Here is a 16,453-nt window from a genome sequence, read left to right on the forward strand (position 1 = left end):
CGACTACTCTGCTAATGGTAAGGTAAATTTGGCTAAACGGTTTTTAGGAAACGCCGAGATATCCACTGGCTCACCGTTTAAAGTAATGTTAACTACATTGTGCTTACCAAGCACAACAGCAAAAGGAGGTGTGCCAAAAACAGTCATTCTGTAACCTGCTTTTTTAACGCCAAAGGCTATTTTTTCCCCTTCGCCGTCGTGTATTTCGACCCAACTTTCGTCATTGAATAGCATTTCTATTGTGCTGATGTTGGACTTATCGGTATCTGACTCTAGGGTTTGTTCGTCAAGTGTTTGTGTTATTTCGTCATTTGTTAAGTCTGTACTTTGCTCAATAGACTCTTGACGTAACTCCTCAGCGTCGTTTGCCGATTTTTGCTGTTCAATATTTGTTGATTGAATTGCCTGGCGCTCACTCATTATAGTGTTGCCAATATTTATATTTGTGGTTTGCTCTTCTATGGGGGTAGCGTTTTGCCAAAACCATAATGCAGACGAGCCAATAACGATGGCCAATATAACGTAAGTAACTAACATTAAACGGCTATCGCTGGCTTCTTTTTCTGTACGACGAGAAAAGCTTTGCATGTTAGCTGGTTTTGCTGGCTCTGGTGGCGCTGGCAACATGGCTAATATAGGGGTGCTATCTACCTTTAATTCGCGGCAATAGTTTTTTATGTACCCTTTTACAAAGGTAATAGGTCCTAACGCTTGAAACTCATCGTTTTCAAGGTGTTTAATTTGAAATTCAGAGAGCTTTAGCGGTTTAGCAATGGTTTCAATGCTTACCTTGGCTTGCTCTCTGTGTGCTTTTAGAATTTGGCCTACGGTAGGCTGTGCGCTCTGCGTTTTTTCTTCATTCATAATAAGTATGAGTCTGGATCCACTAGTAAAAGTCTATGTCCTGGTTTTAGCTCTATATCAGGACTTAATTTATTCCATCGCATTAATTCATCAATTAATACTTGCTTCTGGGTAGCAATATCGTAAAGGGAGTCGCCAGATTTAATTTCGTAATAAATATTAGGATCGTTTAAGTAAATTTTGCTGCCATTCATTACCCGATCCGACTCTTTTAATCCATTCCATTGCAGGAGTTTTTGTAGTTTAACATTGTATCGCACCGAAATGCTAAATAGGTTTTCACCAAACTCAATAATATGAAAAGGCACACGTAATGCTGCCACTTTAGGGTTTAACATCGGTAATGCTGTTTGCTTATTTGACGCTAAGTTTGTAAATGTAACATCATTACCGCTTTGGTAATCACTCGTTTCAAAAATATCTTCGTTTTTAGTGGCTTCGTAAAAAACAACATTTGAGTCGTTATTGGCAACGGTAGTGTTTGCCGTGACTGCTGGCTGATTTGTTTGAGGTGAATTAAAGTTAGCCGTTTTAGGTGCCCCAAAAGAAATAATTTTCACCTCTTCTTTTGGTGGTGCTGATGCTACTTTAGCTGCCACTGTTGCAGGTGCTGTACTTGAATTAGTAGCAGGCTTTTCAATAACTGACTCAGGTTTTTTTGGTGCTTTGGGTTCAGTTGTTAACGCAAGTAATACTGCAGACGTATCTGTTGATGGCCCAGTAGGTGTAACTTGCTTTATTTCAACTTGTTCTGGCTGTTCGACAATTGCTGTTGCTGTCGCTTTAGTTGTGGCTTTTTTGGGAGCAATTTGTTGTGGTGCTGAAACTGCAGCAACGGTGTTTTCAATGCTTGTGTTTGTATCATTTCTAGCAATGACTGGATTCGCGTCTTGCGTGTTTTGCTCAGGCTCTGCAGATCTAACTTGCGCTGGTTGTTTAATAACCAGGCTTTTTGTGCTGTCTTGATTAGGTGCTTTTTTTCTGACTATTTTTATTTTTGGTTTTGCACTTATATATGTGCTGTCTGCATCAGCTTTTAACTCATTTAGTTTTGCTTTACGGTATTTTTCACGCAGTATTTCAAATTCGTTAAAACGTGTTCGTTGCTCTCTGATTGCATACGCTTCGTTACTAGTAGAGTAGGTTTGTAAAAGGGTGCTTGCTACTTTTTCGGCTTCTTCTATTCGCCCCATACGATTTTTTACTAAATAGCTAAGCATTAAAGCACGCGACGAAACCCGACCTGTGTCGTCATGTTTTTTAAGAATGTCGTTTGCTTTGTATAAATCACTTTTTGCATAAAACAAAGCCGCTAAACTTATAAGAGTTGAGGTTCGTTGAGAGCTGTGATTAAGCGCTTGCTTGAAGTAAGTTTCTGCGTTTTCAAAATCGTCAAATTCAATAGCGCACAACGCTAGATTTTCGTAGCTTTCGGCAACACGGATATACGTTGGAATTTCAATGGCTTTTAAAAATTGATCGGTGGCACGGTCGTATTCATCAATGCTACACAAAAATACACCGTAGTTGTTAAGTGTATTAGGGTCATCTGGTTTTATATCTAGTGCTTTTTGATAAGCTCTGTCGGCTAATGGGTTTTCACCTACTTGCTGGTAATAATATGCCATAGAGTAATGAACTTCAGGTAAGTTGGGAGCGAATTCAGCTGCGCGTTCTAGGTTGTATTTTGCTTGTGAATTATTACCTGTTTTTAGGTACTGTAAGGCTAAAGCTATTCGCGTGCGTGCTGCCCCGGCGTTATTGATTTTATTTTTGACAACGGGCTTATTACTGCCGTTATAACTACTTTCGGTAACACAGCCACTTAAAGCCAGTGCCGATAGTGTTATAGCAAGTATAGATCGCATTACCTTATCTCTTTATTTTTGTCCATATTGCCTATATTACCTAAAAGCCCTCATGTTGCATCAATTATTTAATAATAAACGATTTAACAGGAGGGCTTTAGGTAGTTTAACTAAATTAGGCTTGTTGGATGTTAACTGAGATTTTGTTATCGTCGCGCATTTTCTTTTTTGCCATACGTTTTGTACGGTCAACGACATCTCCGGCTAATTGTCCACAGGCTGCGTCAATGTCATCACCTCGAGTTCGGCGAACAATACATGTAATGCCAGCAGCTTGTAAAACCTTAGAAAAGCGGTCTATTCGGCTGTTGCTTGAACGTGTATATTCGTTACCTGGAAACGGGTTAAACGGAATAAGGTTTACCTTAGATGGCGTGCCTTTTAACGTTTTAACAAGTTCGTGTGCTTGGTCGGTACTGTCGTTTACGCCATTAAGCATTACGTATTCAATTGTTACGTCTTTATTGGCTTTAGAGCCATCAATGTATCGACGACATGCCGCTAAAAACTCTTCAATAGGGTACTTTTTATTAATTGGTACCAAAATATCACGCAGTGCGTTATCTGGTGCATGAAGTGAAATAGCAAGCGCTACGTCAATCTTCTCTTTTAATAAATCAAGAGCAGGTACTACGCCCGATGTACTTAATGTTACGCGGCGCTTAGATAAACCAAAGCCCCAATCGTCCATCATCAACTCCATTGCTGGTACTACGTTTTTAACGTTAAGTAATGGTTCGCCCATACCCATCATTACTACGTTAGTAACAGGGCGTTTTTCACTATTGCCATCTAGGCCAATATCTTTGGCTACTCGCCAAACTTGGCCAATAATTTCTGATACTTTTAAGTTACGGTTAAAGCCTTGTTGTGCTGTCGAGCAAAAAGTACATTCTAGTGCACAACCTACTTGTGAAGATACACACAATGTTGCGCGCTCTTTTTCAGGGATCCACACAGCTTCAACTTCTTGTCCGCCTTCTAGTACTAAAGCGTATTTAATAGTACCGTCGCTCGCCTGTTGGCGAACTGAGATTTCAGGGGCTACAATTTCGCACTCAGCTTTAAGCTTTTCTTTAAGCTTTTTATTCACGTTGCTCATTTCGTCGAAGTTATCTACGCCAAAATGATAAATCCATTTCATCACCTGATCGCCACGAAATGGCTTTTCACCGAAAGATACAAATAGCTCACGCATTGCATCTCGGTTTAAATCTAATAAGTTAATCTTTTTTTGCGCAGTGGTCATGAAACAACCTTAATCAGTAACGGTGGTGATAAAATTTACAGAGACAAATTGTACACAATTCGTTCACTTTAATCATTAAGTAAAGCATCATAAATAGCAGAGTAATACTTTAATTAATGACTAAAAAAGGGCTCGAAAGCCCTTTTCATACTTTGCATCACAGGGTTAGCTGTGAAACTCGAATTAACGAGTACGTGGGCAAAGTTCTTCGTCAGCGAAGAAGTACGCGATTTCGCGAGCAGCAGATTCAACAGCATCAGAACCGTGAACAGCGTTTTCGTCGATGCTATCAGCGTAGTCTGCACGTAAAGTACCAGCTAGCGCTTCTGCAGGGTTAGTAGCACCCATGATTTCACGGTTTTTAAGAACAGCGTTTTCGCCTTCAAGAACGGTAACCATTACTGGACCAGATGTCATGAAAGATACTAAAGCGCCAAAGAAAGGACGTTCGCTGTGTTCAGCGTAGAAACCTTCAGCTTTCTCTTGTGAAAGGTGAACCATTTTAGCTGCAACGATTTTAAGACCAGCAGTTTCGAAACGGTTGTAGATAGCGCCGATGTGGTTTTTAGCTACTGCATCAGGTTTTACGATTGAGAAAGTACGCTCTAAAGCCATCTTTATGCTCCAATAATTTATAAGTAAAAGTGTGAATATTAACGGGCGCGAATTATACGCGTTTTAACTGAAAAATCCTAATTTTATTAAAAACCAGTTCAATTACAGTTTTATGATCTTGATCAAAGGCTTAATTTTAGTGCTCTTTATACTGCCGCGCTTCTGCTTTTATATTTAAATTTATGACGCACACAATTGGCTCAATGCCTGTTGTTATAGGGAGCGCACATGCCATCTGTTTCATCTAGCCCATTTATACCAGAACTATTATGCCCAGCAGGGAGCTTAAAAAATATGCGCTATGCCTTTGCTTATGGTGCTGATGCGGTCTACGCAGGGCAACCTCGTTACAGTTTGCGCGTAAGAAATAATGAGTTTGATTTAGAGACCTTACAAATAGGTATTAATGAAGCACACGCATTAAATAAAAAATTTTATGTAGTATCAAATATCGCGCCCCATAACGCCAAAGTGAAGTCGTATTTACGAGATATAGAACCTGTAATTGCTATGAAACCTGATGCGTTGATCATGTCCGACCCAGGTCTAATAATGCTAGTACGTGAAAAGTGGCCCGATATGCCAGTTCACCTTTCTGTACAAGCCAATGCGGTAAACTATGCCAGTGTATTGTTCTGGGCAAAACAGGGTATTGAACGGGTGATTTTGTCTCGTGAGCTATCGCTTGAAGAAATCAGCGAAATACGTACGCTATGCCCAGAAACTGAGCTAGAGGTATTTGTGCACGGCGCGTTGTGTATGGCTTATTCGGGGCGTTGTTTACTCTCGGGTTATATTAATAAACGCGATCCTAACCAAGGCACATGCACTAATGCGTGTCGTTGGGAGTACGATGTAAAACCCGGTACTGAGAATGAAACCGCTGAAATGGTGCATAAAATTGACCCTAAAGCAGTTATACCCACTTTAGGTGAAGGCGCGCCAAGCAACGATGTATTTATGCTCGAAGAGCAAGGTCGCCCGGGTGAATATATGCCTGCATTTGAAGACGAGCATGGTACTTATATCATGAACTCAAAAGACTTACGCGCCGTGCAATATGTAGAACAGCTAACAAAAATGGGGGTGCACAGCCTTAAAATAGAAGGGCGCACTAAGTCATTTTATTATGTCGCCCGTACCGCACAGGTATACCGTAAAGCGATTGACGATGCCGTTGCAGGTAAACCATTTGATGCAGACTTATTTAAAACCCTTGAAAACCTAGCACACCGTGGTTACACCGAAGGTTTTTTAAAGCGCCATGCTCATCAAGATTATCAAAATTACGAATATGGTCACTCTGTATCAACTCAACAGCAATTTGTAGGTGAGGTATTAGGGCGAAATGCTAATGGTTTGGTTGAAATAGATGTAAAAAATAAATTTTGCGTGGGTAATTTATTGGAGCTAATGACGCCGAAAGGTAATGTTAGCTTTACCCTTGAAAGTATGGAAAACAAAAAAGGCGAAAGCATTACCGATGCCAAAGGTTCAGGCCACATTGTAAAAATTCCCGTGCCTGAGCGCATCGATTTAGAGCACGCCATACTGATGCGCAATTTGGATGAAAACCAAGATACCCGCAATCCTTTCAAACAAGCTGTTTCATAATAGAGAGTTTAATCATGGCTCTACTTATAAATAGCAAATGCATTAACTGTGATATGTGCGACCCAGAGTGCCCAAATGAAGCAATTTATATGGGCGCTAAAATTTATCAGATAGATTCTGAAAGGTGCACCGAGTGTGTAGGCCACTACGACAAACCAACATGCGTGAGTGTATGCCCCATTGACTGCATTAAACCCGACCCTAATCATCGGGAAAGTATCGATGAACTGGCAGAGAAATATGTGAGGTTAACGGGTTAAGTGTAAAAAACTTGTTGTTAAATTAGAGTGCATACTCATGAGAGGAAGGGTATTTTTTCAAATAACCTTAAGTATGCACTCTGAAGTACTATACCCAAGCCACCTCAAGATGCAGAATTCAGCGTTTCACGGGGCTTAATATCAAGGCGTTACTTTGCAAGAATGGCCATCCCTTTTAAGAAGTAACAACGATGAGAGTAAGTGCCTGTGAAACGCCCAACGGGTTGGTTTAAAAGCGATTTATACTGCGTTATTGATTTTAATAATAGAACCACTATTACTTGCAAACAATGCCTTGCCTAAATCGCTTTTAATTCCAACTGAAACTCGTATCTTGAGGTTGCTTGGGTATATATTCCTTTATTTTAAGTTAAAACGATCGGTTTTGAACTTGTTGTGTTTGATGATATTTTGCAGCTCTGAAAGTACTTTTTTAGGCACCCATTCTCCTTTAAAAACCCATTGCTTTAATGATTTATCTTCAAATATGGCTTGTTGTTGTGTGCTCATATTATTGTTAAACCACGGCAGTGTTTGGCCTGTTTCGTTATCTAAAAAGTAGTAACGATCGCCGTAGCGGTTTTCACGGTTCTTACTAGGGTTCTGTGGGTAGGTTTTTCTAAAAATAGCTTTATCAGCGAGGTTTTTTGAAAATTTATTATTGTATAAGTAAAACTGCGCATCGTAATGATGGCGGCCTAACCAAAAGTCTTTAACGCCGTCAAACTCACTGTGAGCGACAACAAATTTTTGTTCTTCATCTAATTCACCATCATGCCACAGGGTGGCTGTTTGTTTTAAATTATAAAATTTTGAGTGCTCTATTAATGCAGTACCACGCGGGCACACCATGTCAGTTGCGCCTGTAAATGAGCAATATGAATGGTAATATATGCCGTCTTCTTTATTCCAAAGGCTCAGGGTATCAGCGCCGTCAGCAGTGACAGTGCATTGATGTAAAATAATTCGCGTTGCTTGCTCAAATCCTCTAATAGCAAATTGATGATCTAGGGTATTATTTTTCCGACCATAATTATTAACCACTTCTAAGTTAGCTATGGTAATGTCGCTACCAGCAATATTGATCACCGCAGCGCCCCAATCACTGACATGATCTTTACGCCAGTTATTTCTAAGCTCAGCGTATTCAATCAGGGTATTACGTTGTGAACTACCAACTAAGCTTAAGTTGTTGCGGGTTATATAGATCTTTTCTTTATAAACCCCAGGACTAATTAAAATGATGGCGGATTTAAAAGGGCTACTGGCATCAATGGCTGATTGAATGGTATTAAATGAGTCATTATCATTTTTATCGACATATAAAATCTTAGTAGGTTCATCACCAATAGCGGTGGGCGCTGCCATTGTATTTGCGATAAAACAGCACGAAACTAAACAAAGCATGATTATTCTTTTAAACATTTTTTAGTCTCCCATTGCCATTTTCATAGCGTTGATATCTATAGGGACTATGGCACCTCGTTGTTGAATAACTTGACCGGCAAGTAAGTTACCGGCAATGGCGCATTGGCTAATAGGGTTACCTGTTAGCCACAATGCTAAAAATCCAGCATTGAAAGAGTCGCCAGCCGCTGTTGTATCAACAACTTTAGCTATTTTGGTGGTACTGAATTGCTCCACCGTTATACTTTTATCTGTGTTCTTTTTACTGTACTGGCAACCATCTGCGCCAGTTTTTATAACTAATTCCTTTGCGCCTTGTTGGTGCAGCCTTTGCGTGCAACTTTCGAGGCTAGCATCTGCCCATAATTCATTTTCGTCATCTAATGTAACGAGTGCTAAATCGGCTAGAGCATACGCTTTAGCGTTGGTTGTTTGGCAGTGTGTTTTATTAGACCACAGGGCGGGGCGGTAATTACTGTCGTAGACGATTTTTACTCCCTTAGCGGCAAGTTCTTCAAGATGAGTTAATAATGTATTGCAATCTTGCTCTGGGAGTATTGCTAATGAAATGCCCGATAAATAAATGGCATCAACGGTATTTAACATTGTTAATACGCTTGAAAATTCGGGGTGTGTGATGAGGTATTTGGCGGCGGAATCATTACGCCAATATTGAAACGTTCGCTCCCCTGTACTGTCGTTTTGGATCATGTATAAGCCTGGCTGTTTAGCCGGGTTTATTAATACATAGTCGGTATTTAATTGCTGTTGTCGCCATTTTTCAATAAGTGCGTGGCTTAGTGGGTCGCTGCCCATGGCCGTGACGTAGTTAACGTTAACGCTTTGTGCTGCGAGTTTTTTTAGGTAAATGGCGGTATTAATGCTATCACCACCATAGTTTTGCTGCATGGCGCTAAATGGTTGGCCGCTAAGCTCAACCATACATTCACCAATAATTGCGATACTTTTAGCGCTCATTTACAAGGTTACTCCTTTTTTCCAAATGGCTACCTCACGAATATCGTTCACTTCGTTGCAGGTTTGCTTACCATTGACGATATCAACGAGTAACTGAACAAACTCGCCGTGTACTTGTTCCATGCTAACATCGTTTATTAGTACACCTGCATCAAAGTCTATCCAGCGTTTTTTCTTGTTGGCGAGCTCTGAATTGGTGGCTATTTTTAAGGTTGGCACGAAGCCACCATATGGCGTGCCGCGTCCGGTTGTAAATAACACCATGTGACACCCTGCGGCACCTAATGCGCTAGTGGCAATCGGGTCATTACCTGGGGCATCAAGTAGGTTTAAACCAGGAACTTGTAATCGCTCGCCATAATGTAGTACCGCTTGGACTTGACTGGTTCCGGCTTTTTGCGTGCAACCAAGCGATTTATCTTCAAGGGTGGTAATACCGCCTTTTTTATTCCCCGGTGATGGGTTTTCGTAAATTGGTTGATTATGAGCTTTGTAATAGCCTTTAAAGTTATTAACCATACTCACTAATTTGTTAAATGTTGCTTCGTCTTTACAGCGCGACATTAGCAAGGTTTCTGCGCCAAACATTTCCGGTACTTCAGTTAAAACCGTGGTGCCGCCTTGAGCAATTAAATAATCTGAGAAGTAACCCAGCATTGGATTTGCTGTAATGCCAGATAAGCCATCACTACCGCCGCATTCAAGGCCAAACTTCACTTCTGATAGCGTACCAGGTACACGTTTATCTTGACTGACTTTGGCATAGATTTGTTCTAATAATGCAACGCCTTCTTCAATTTCATCATCAGCTTGTTGAGTTATTAAAAACTTAATACGGTTTTCATCATACTCGCCCAGGCCATCACGAAACGCAGATAATTGGTTGTTTTCGCACCCTAAACCAACGACCAATGCCCCCCCAGCGTTTGGGTGCAGTGCCATGTTTTGTAATAGCACGCGGGTGGTTTCTAGGTCATCACCTAGTTGTGAGCAACCAAATTGATGTGGAAATACATGAATACCATCAATATCTAGTTGTGGGTGGCGTTGTTTAAATTCACGAACCATTTGACTAATCATGCCATTAACACAGCCAACCGTTGGGATCAGCCAAATCTCATTACGGATGCCAATTTCGCCATTTTCACGGCGATAGATACTGACCTCAGGGGAGGGCGTAGCGGGTTGTTGATCAATAAACTCTGGCTGGTATTGATATTCAAGTTCATCATTGAGCGTTGTTTTAACGCAATGAGTATGTATCCAACCGCCCTTTTTAATATCCTCTAAAGCAAAACCAATTGGGGCGCCATATTTTATAACGTTTTCTGACTTGGCTATATCTCTTAAAGCAACCTTATGACCTTTATCAAGGTTTTCATTAACGATAATATCTTCGCCATCAACAGGGAGTATTTCGCCTGCATTAATGTTGCGCATTGCAATAGCAACATCGTCGGTAGGGTGTAATTTGATTAATGATTTCATATTATTGACCTAGTTGCTTGGTCAGCGTATCAGCTACGCCGTTGGTGAGCATATTACGTAAGTGAGTAGTGGCAGTATCGGTTAGCGCTGGAATGTCATTTAAATTCGTTTCCCAATGCCATGTTGCTCCTAAAACTTGGCTGACTAGTTGCTCTAAAGAGAGTGTATTTTTGTCAAAGTCTTGCCAAATGGTGTCAAAAACCTCTAACCATTGTGGTGCATCAGTTAATGCTATCTTTTCGTTATTACGAATGCCTCGATAAAATAATATTTGCCCTGCAAGTGCCAGCGCCATCATATTAGGCAGGGCTTGACGGGTTTTTGCATAGGTTAACAACTGCGGTAAAATACGTGTTTTGAATTTCGTCATACTATTGAGCGAAATGGCTAACAATAAATGGCAAATATATGGGTTTCTAAAGCGATTAAGCACATCGTTAGCAAAGCGTTTAAGTTCATCTTCTGGTAAATCCAAAGTAGGAATAATTTCATCAAAGATAAGCTTAGTTAAATATTGCTCAAATAACGGCTCTGCGAGTGCATCACCGACAGAGTCGATATTTGCCATATAAGCAAGTGGCACTAATGCGGTGTGTGCGCCATTTAAAATGCCTACTTTTTGCTGTTTATAAGGAGAAATATCATCGACTATTTTGATATTCAAATCACTGCCTTCAAGGCATAGTAATTGCGCTAAGTGCTGTGGGCCTTGAATAACAAATAGATGAAAATATTCAGCAGTAACCATAAAGTTATCTAAGTAACCCAGAGATTCTTGCAGCTGTTGGTGTTCGTCGCGAGGGAAGCCGGTAACAATACGATCAACCAAGCTTGAGCAGAAGTGGTTCGCGTTATCTAACCATTGAATAAACTCGTTAGGTAGTTGCCATAATTGGCAGTATTGATGAACAATTTCTTTTAACTTTTCGCCGTTGTAATCAATTAATTCACATGGAATGATAACCATGCCGTGCTCTGTTGAGCCATTAAAATGATTAAAGCGATGGAACAACCATTGGGTTAATTTAGCCGGAAATGCTTTTGCCGGTGCATCATCAAGTTTATCGGTATCAATATATTCAATACCCGCCTCTGTCGTATTAGAGAAAATAATTTTTAGATCTGGGTTTTCAGCTAGTTTCATGTAGCGAGAATATTCCTTATAAACTGGGATCTCCTCGTTTATTGAACTAATCACACGATGATCTGCAACACTTTCGCCTTGTTCATTCAGGCCACGAATAATGGTAGTGTATAAACCGTCTTGCACATTGAGTAGCGGTAATGCGTCGTAATCGATAGGGCGAATAACTGCAACGCCTGCGTTGAGCTGGGTTGTTTCGTTAAGTTTATCTATTTGCCAATCAATAAAGGCACGCAAGAAATTACCTTCACCGTACTGCATTATTTTTGTAGGGTATTTGTTTTTATTAAAGTTTTTTCTATTTAGTGCTTTCATAATGTAAACCTATAAAGAGTTATATTGGCTGTTGAATAATTATATCTTACGCGCAGATGCCACCGGTGGCAAATATTATTTGACAATCTGCCACCGGTAGCGAAGAATGGGTGTTAACAAATTAATCTAGTTTGATTTACATCAGGCTAATAAAAATTTTGAAAAATTAAAGGCAGGAATTCAAAATGGCACAAACGTTATTTGATCTCAGTGATAAAAAAGCACTCGTTACAGGTGCCAGTCGTGGTTTAGGGCAACAAATTGCTGTGGGCTTAGCCAATGCCGGCGCAACCGTGATTTGTAGCAGTAGCAGAGAAAACGGTTGTGCACAGACTTTAGAGCTAATCGCAAATAATGGTGGTACTGCTTATGAGTATGCAGCAAATTTATCACAAACCGAGGCTGTAAATAACTTAGCGGCGCAAGTATTGAAAGATCACGACACGATTGATGTGTTGATTAACGTGGGTGGCACCATCTTTAGAAGCCCTGCGGTCGATTTTCCATATGACCAATGGCAAAACGTAATGAAGGTGAACCTTGATGCGAGCTTTTTACTAGCCCAAGCTGTTGCGCCAAATATGATTAAGCAAGGTTCTGGCAAGATCATTAATATCGCCTCAATGCTTTCATACAGTGGTGGCATGACTGTACCTGCGTATACAGCAAGTAAACATGCGGTTGCTGGTTTAACCAAAGCATTAGCTAATGAGTGGGCGCAGCACAATATTCAGGTAAACGCGATTGCGCCGGGTTATTTTAGAACTGATAACACCCAAGCCTTACAAGATGATGCCACACGCAATAGTGAAATAGAGAAACGCATTCCAGCAGGTCGTTGGGGAGAGGCTGAAGATTTAATTGGTTCAGCAATTTTCTTATCTTCAACGGCAAGTGACTACGTTAATGGCCATATTTTAGCCGTTGATGGTGGTTGGTTAGCACGATAATTTTTAATTAAGGTAGCATATTATGAGCACACAAATAGAGTCACGTTACGCCGTTGGGCCAAAAGAAGTTAAAGGGTATGACACGCAACAATTAAGAGCTGAGTTTTTAGTCGAAAAACTCATGCAAGAAGACACCATATATTGGTTATACACCCACTACGAGCGCTTTATGGTGGGCAGTGCTGTTCCTGTTAAACAGGCACTGACGCTTGAAACAGTTGATAATCTTAAAGCTGCCAGCTTTTTACATGGTAGAGAGCTGGGAGTGATCAACGTAGGTGGGGCCGGCACTATCACTGCCGACGGTGAAACGTTTGAGCTAGGCTATAAAGATGCCTTATATTTGGGCAGAGAAACCTTGGAAGTGACCTTTGCAAGTCATGACTCAGCAACACCTGCTAAATTTTACTTAAACTCAGCCCCTGCACATAAAAAATACCCAAGTAAGCTGGTAACCCGGGGTGACGCTAATGTATTGCATTTAGGCAGCTTAGAAACCTCTAATGAGCGCCACATTAATCAAATGCTGATTAATACCGTGGTGCAAACATGCCAATTACAAATGGGGCTCACTGAGTTAAAGCCGGGCAGTGTGTGGAACACCATGCCAGCGCATCAACATGATCGTCGTAATGAAGTGTATTTTTATTTTGAAATACCACAGCAGCAGGCTGTTTGTCACTTTATGGGCGAACCAACAGAGACTCGCCATTTGTGGGTGCATAATGAGCAAGCAGTGGTGTCACCTCCGTGGTCAATTCATTCTGGATCAGGCACACAAAATTACAGTTTTATCTGGGGGATGGCTGGTGAAAATCTCGATTATGACGATATGGATAAATACCAACCGAGCGAGTTGAAATAACTCGCTACACTTACATCAACAGGAAGAGATAAAAATGACTAAAAATCTTCTAAAGTGTGTTTTGTTGGTTTTGTCACTAGGGCTACTTACAAGTTGTAGCGATGATAAGAAAACCATTCGTTTAACGATGGCGCATACCTTAGATACACGTCATGTTGTTCATAAGGCTATGGAATTTATGGCTAAACGTTTAGATCATTATTCTAATGGCAGCATGGAAATAGTAATTTATCCAGGTGGGCAATTAGGGTCTGAGCGTGAGCTAATAGAACTATTACAAATTGGTAGTTTATCAATCACTAAAGTGTCAGCAAGTCCGTTAGAGGGGTTTGTGCCGCAAATGAAAGTGTTTGGTATTCCCTATTTATTCAACGGTAGTGAGCATTTTTGGCGAGTACTAAATAGCGACTTAGGTATTGAGTTATTAAATAAAGTTGAAGGGGCAAGATTGAAAGGGTTGGGGTATTACGACGCGGGTAGTCGTAGCTTTTATACAACCAAGAAACCTATTCGCACTCCTGATGACTTAATTGGTGAAAAAATTCGTGTATTAAATAGCCCAACAGCGGTAGCGACAGTTAAAGCCTTAGGGGGGGCTGCTGCTCCAATTGCATGGGGTGAGCTTTATGCAGCGTTACAGCAAGGTGTGGTAGATGGCGCTGAAAACAACCCGCCTAGCTATTATTTGTCACGTCACTATGAAATTGCCAAGTACTACTCACTTGATGAACACACCTTTGTACCTGATGTCATCTTAGCGAGTTTAGAAGTGTGGAACTCGCTAACACAGCAGCAGCAACAGTGGTTATCAAAAGCTATGGCGGACTCTGTAGAGTATCAACGTTCTTTGTGGCAAGCGGCATCAGATCAAGCATTAGAAGCGGTAATAGCTGAAGGTGTTGAAGTGATCTACCCAGATAAGCAGGCGTTTCAAGATAAGGTGGCTGATTTTCATGCCTCTTTTGACGACACAGCTGTTGCACAATACATCAAAAAAATAAAAACCATGTAAGGCCTAACTATGCGACATTTAATCACACACTTAAATCGTATTGTAGAGCGAGTACTCATACTGGCAATGGTCGCTATTGTGGCTGTTGTTTGTTGGCAAGTGTTTTCACGTTTTATTCTGCGAGCCCCGAGTTCATACACTGAAGAGTTAGCCCGTTTTTTATTAATCTGGATTGGTGTACTGGGCGCTTCATATGCTTATCGAACCAAAGCGCATTTGGGGCTTGATTTGTTTTATCAAAAGATGATCCCATCGCTACGCCGCAAGTGCACGTTTATTATTGAGCTGTGCGTCCTGGTCACTGCATCAAGTATTTTAGTGTATGGCGGTTGTTTACTGATGATGCTTAGTTTTGAGCTAAACCAAACCTCTGCGGCATTGGGTATTAATATGGGTTATATCTACATCGTACTTCCTTTGAGCGGGGGACTCATTGTTATTAATTGCATTGAAAACCTCGTCACTTGTGCTCAACAAAAATTATCGGAGGATGCGTAATGGACCTTACCGCAATCGTTCTAGTTATTTGCTTTTTTGTATTACTGTTTATTAATGTACCTATCTCGTTATGTATTGCGCTATCCACATTAGTGGCTTTACTCATGCATATCGATTTTACTCCGGCAACTATTACTATCGCCCAGCAAATGACCGGAGGATTAGATAGCTTTGCACTGCTTGCTATCCCATTTTTTATATTGTCAGGTTTAATAATGGGCCAAGGCGGTATTGCTAAGCGCCTTATTGAATGTGCTATGGCAATGATAGGCTTTTTACCTGGAGGCTTAGCGCTGGTAAATGTTATGTCGTGTATGTTGTTTGGCGCTATTTCGGGCTCGGCCGTAGCGGCCACTTCTGCAATCGGCAGTTTCATGGTGCCTGAAATGAAAAAGCATGGCTACAGTGCAAGCTTTGCCGCAGCAGTAACGGCCAGCGCCGCTACAACGGGCATGCTCATTCCACCAAGTAATATTTTAATTATTTATGCGATTGCCAGTGGTGGTGTCTCTATTGCGGCCTTGTTTATAGCAGGCTACTTACCGGGTATTTTAGTTGGTTTGGCATTAATGGCCGTGTGTGCGGTGTATTCTATTAAAAATAACTACCCAGTTACGGCAAGGTTACCTTTTAAAATAGTACTAGAAAAAATATTGGCTGCATTACCTAGCTTATTGCTTATTTTTATTGTTATTGGCGGTATTATTGGTGGTGTATTTACTGCCACAGAAGCCGGCGCTATAGCGGTTATTTATGCGTTAGTTTTATCGGTGTTTGTTTATAAAGAAATAGATTTAAAAGAAATGCCGAGTATTTTGCTCAAAGCGTGTGAAACCACAGCTATCGTAATGCTAATTATTGCTGCGTCATCAGGTATGTCATGGTTGTTGTCATACACACACATTCCACAAATGGTCAGTGAATTTTTCTTAACGCTTAGCGATAACCCAATCATTATTTTATTGTTGATCAATTTGATATTAATTTTAGTTGGCGCATTTATCGATATGACACCTGCGGTATTGATATTCACTCCAATCTTCTTACCGGTAGCAGAGCAGTTTGGTATGTCACCAATTCAATTTGGTATTATGATTGTGCTTAACTTATCTATCGGTTTAGTTTCGCCGCCGGTTGGTAGTGTATTGTTTGTTAGTTGCGCTGTGGCTAAAACATCACTCCATAAAATAATAAAACCTATGATGCCACTTTATTTTGTTATGTTTTTGGTACTAATGCTTGTTACATATGTTCCTGCTGTGAGCGAGGCTTTACCAAGGTTGTTTGGTTTAATTGATTAATGAAAAGTAAAAGGCGAGGGGATAA

15 protein-coding genes are annotated in these 16,453 nt (G+C 40.7%); 7 read left to right on the top strand and 8 right to left on the bottom strand.

Annotation, left to right across the window (positions count from 1 at the left end; all coding sequences use genetic code 11):
* Positions 1–3 precede the first annotated feature (3 nt).
* The 4 genes from ATS76_RS06285 to ndk all read right to left on the bottom strand — a co-directional run bounded on the left by ATS76_RS06285 (position 4) and on the right by ndk (position 4,596).
* Positions 4–864 carry a RodZ domain-containing protein gene (locus ATS76_RS06285; protein WP_058551479.1) on the bottom strand — a complete coding sequence of 287 codons (861 nt, stop codon included), beginning with the start codon at positions 862–864 and terminating at the stop codon, positions 4–6.
* Positions 861–2,732, bottom strand: coding sequence for a type IV pilus biogenesis/stability protein PilW (gene pilW, locus ATS76_RS06290; RefSeq protein WP_058551480.1), 1,872 nt, complete (start codon positions 2,730–2,732; stop codon positions 861–863). The genes ATS76_RS06285 and pilW overlap by 4 nt, the downstream gene beginning before the upstream one ends.
* 115 nt (positions 2,733–2,847) lie before the next feature.
* Positions 2,848–3,981: a bifunctional tRNA (adenosine(37)-C2)-methyltransferase TrmG/ribosomal RNA large subunit methyltransferase RlmN gene (locus tag ATS76_RS06295; protein WP_006793574.1), complete on the bottom strand. Its 1,134-nt coding sequence runs from the start codon at positions 3,979–3,981 to the stop codon at positions 2,848–2,850.
* A 183-nt stretch (positions 3,982–4,164) separates the two neighbouring features.
* The gene (gene ndk, locus ATS76_RS06300; protein WP_008111339.1) at positions 4,165–4,596 is read right to left on the bottom strand and encodes a nucleoside-diphosphate kinase; all 432 of its coding nucleotides are present in this window, start codon (positions 4,594–4,596) and stop codon (positions 4,165–4,167) included.
* 228 nt (positions 4,597–4,824) lie between these two features.
* On the opposite strand from ndk, the gene trhP reads away from it, so the two are divergent.
* Positions 4,825–6,210, top strand: coding sequence for a prephenate-dependent tRNA uridine(34) hydroxylase TrhP (gene trhP / locus ATS76_RS06305; RefSeq protein WP_058551481.1), 1,386 nt, complete (start codon positions 4,825–4,827; stop codon positions 6,208–6,210).
* Between the two features lie 14 nt (positions 6,211–6,224).
* On the top strand, positions 6,225–6,470 hold the full coding sequence (locus tag ATS76_RS18980; protein ID WP_082664326.1) for a YfhL family 4Fe-4S dicluster ferredoxin: 246 nt from the start codon (positions 6,225–6,227) through the stop codon (positions 6,468–6,470).
* 360 nt (positions 6,471–6,830) lie between these two features.
* Here the strand turns inward: ATS76_RS18980 and ATS76_RS06310 are convergent, their stop codons facing one another.
* The 4 genes from ATS76_RS06310 to ATS76_RS06325 are packed head-to-tail and all read right to left on the bottom strand — an operon-like array spanning position 6,831 to position 11,802.
* Complete coding sequence (locus ATS76_RS06310; protein ID WP_058551482.1) at positions 6,831–7,895, bottom strand: pectinesterase family protein; 1,065 nt, start codon at positions 7,893–7,895, stop codon at positions 6,831–6,833.
* A gap of 3 nt (positions 7,896–7,898) precedes the next feature.
* Positions 7,899–8,855: a sugar kinase gene (locus tag ATS76_RS06315; protein ID WP_058551483.1), complete on the bottom strand. Its 957-nt coding sequence runs from the start codon at positions 8,853–8,855 to the stop codon at positions 7,899–7,901.
* On the bottom strand, positions 8,856–10,343 hold the full coding sequence (locus tag ATS76_RS06320) for a UxaA family hydrolase (protein ID WP_058551484.1): 1,488 nt from the start codon (positions 10,341–10,343) through the stop codon (positions 8,856–8,858).
* A 1-nt stretch (position 10,344) separates the two neighbouring features.
* Complete coding sequence (locus ATS76_RS06325; protein WP_058551485.1) at positions 10,345–11,802, bottom strand: tagaturonate reductase; 1,458 nt, start codon at positions 11,800–11,802, stop codon at positions 10,345–10,347.
* Positions 11,803–11,987: 185 nt separating this feature from the next.
* On the opposite strand from ATS76_RS06325, the gene ATS76_RS06330 reads away from it, so the two are divergent.
* Genes ATS76_RS06330 through ATS76_RS06350 form a run of 5 tightly spaced genes read left to right on the top strand, consistent with a single transcriptional unit; the run spans position 11,988 to position 16,428 of the window.
* Positions 11,988–12,752, top strand: a complete 765-nt coding sequence (locus ATS76_RS06330) for an SDR family oxidoreductase (protein WP_058551486.1) — start codon at positions 11,988–11,990, stop codon at positions 12,750–12,752.
* Between the two features lie 22 nt (positions 12,753–12,774).
* On the top strand, positions 12,775–13,617 hold the full coding sequence (kduI, locus tag ATS76_RS06335) for a 5-dehydro-4-deoxy-D-glucuronate isomerase (RefSeq protein WP_058551487.1): 843 nt from the start codon (positions 12,775–12,777) through the stop codon (positions 13,615–13,617).
* Between the two features lie 34 nt (positions 13,618–13,651).
* Positions 13,652–14,629 (top strand): TRAP transporter substrate-binding protein, encoded by a 978-nt coding sequence (locus tag ATS76_RS06340; protein ID WP_058551488.1) that lies wholly within the window; start codon positions 13,652–13,654, stop codon positions 14,627–14,629.
* Positions 14,630–14,638: 9 nt separating this feature from the next.
* On the top strand, positions 14,639–15,127 hold the full coding sequence (locus ATS76_RS06345) for a TRAP transporter small permease (protein ID WP_058551489.1): 489 nt from the start codon (positions 14,639–14,641) through the stop codon (positions 15,125–15,127).
* Positions 15,127–16,428, top strand: coding sequence for a TRAP transporter large permease (locus tag ATS76_RS06350; protein ID WP_058551490.1), 1,302 nt, complete (start codon positions 15,127–15,129; stop codon positions 16,426–16,428). The genes ATS76_RS06345 and ATS76_RS06350 overlap by 1 nt, the downstream gene beginning before the upstream one ends.
* Positions 16,429–16,453 lie beyond the last annotated feature (25 nt).

The sequence above is a fragment of the Pseudoalteromonas sp. 10-33 genome (assembly GCF_001469195.1).
In the GTDB taxonomy this organism is placed as follows: domain Bacteria; phylum Pseudomonadota; class Gammaproteobacteria; order Enterobacterales; family Alteromonadaceae; genus Pseudoalteromonas.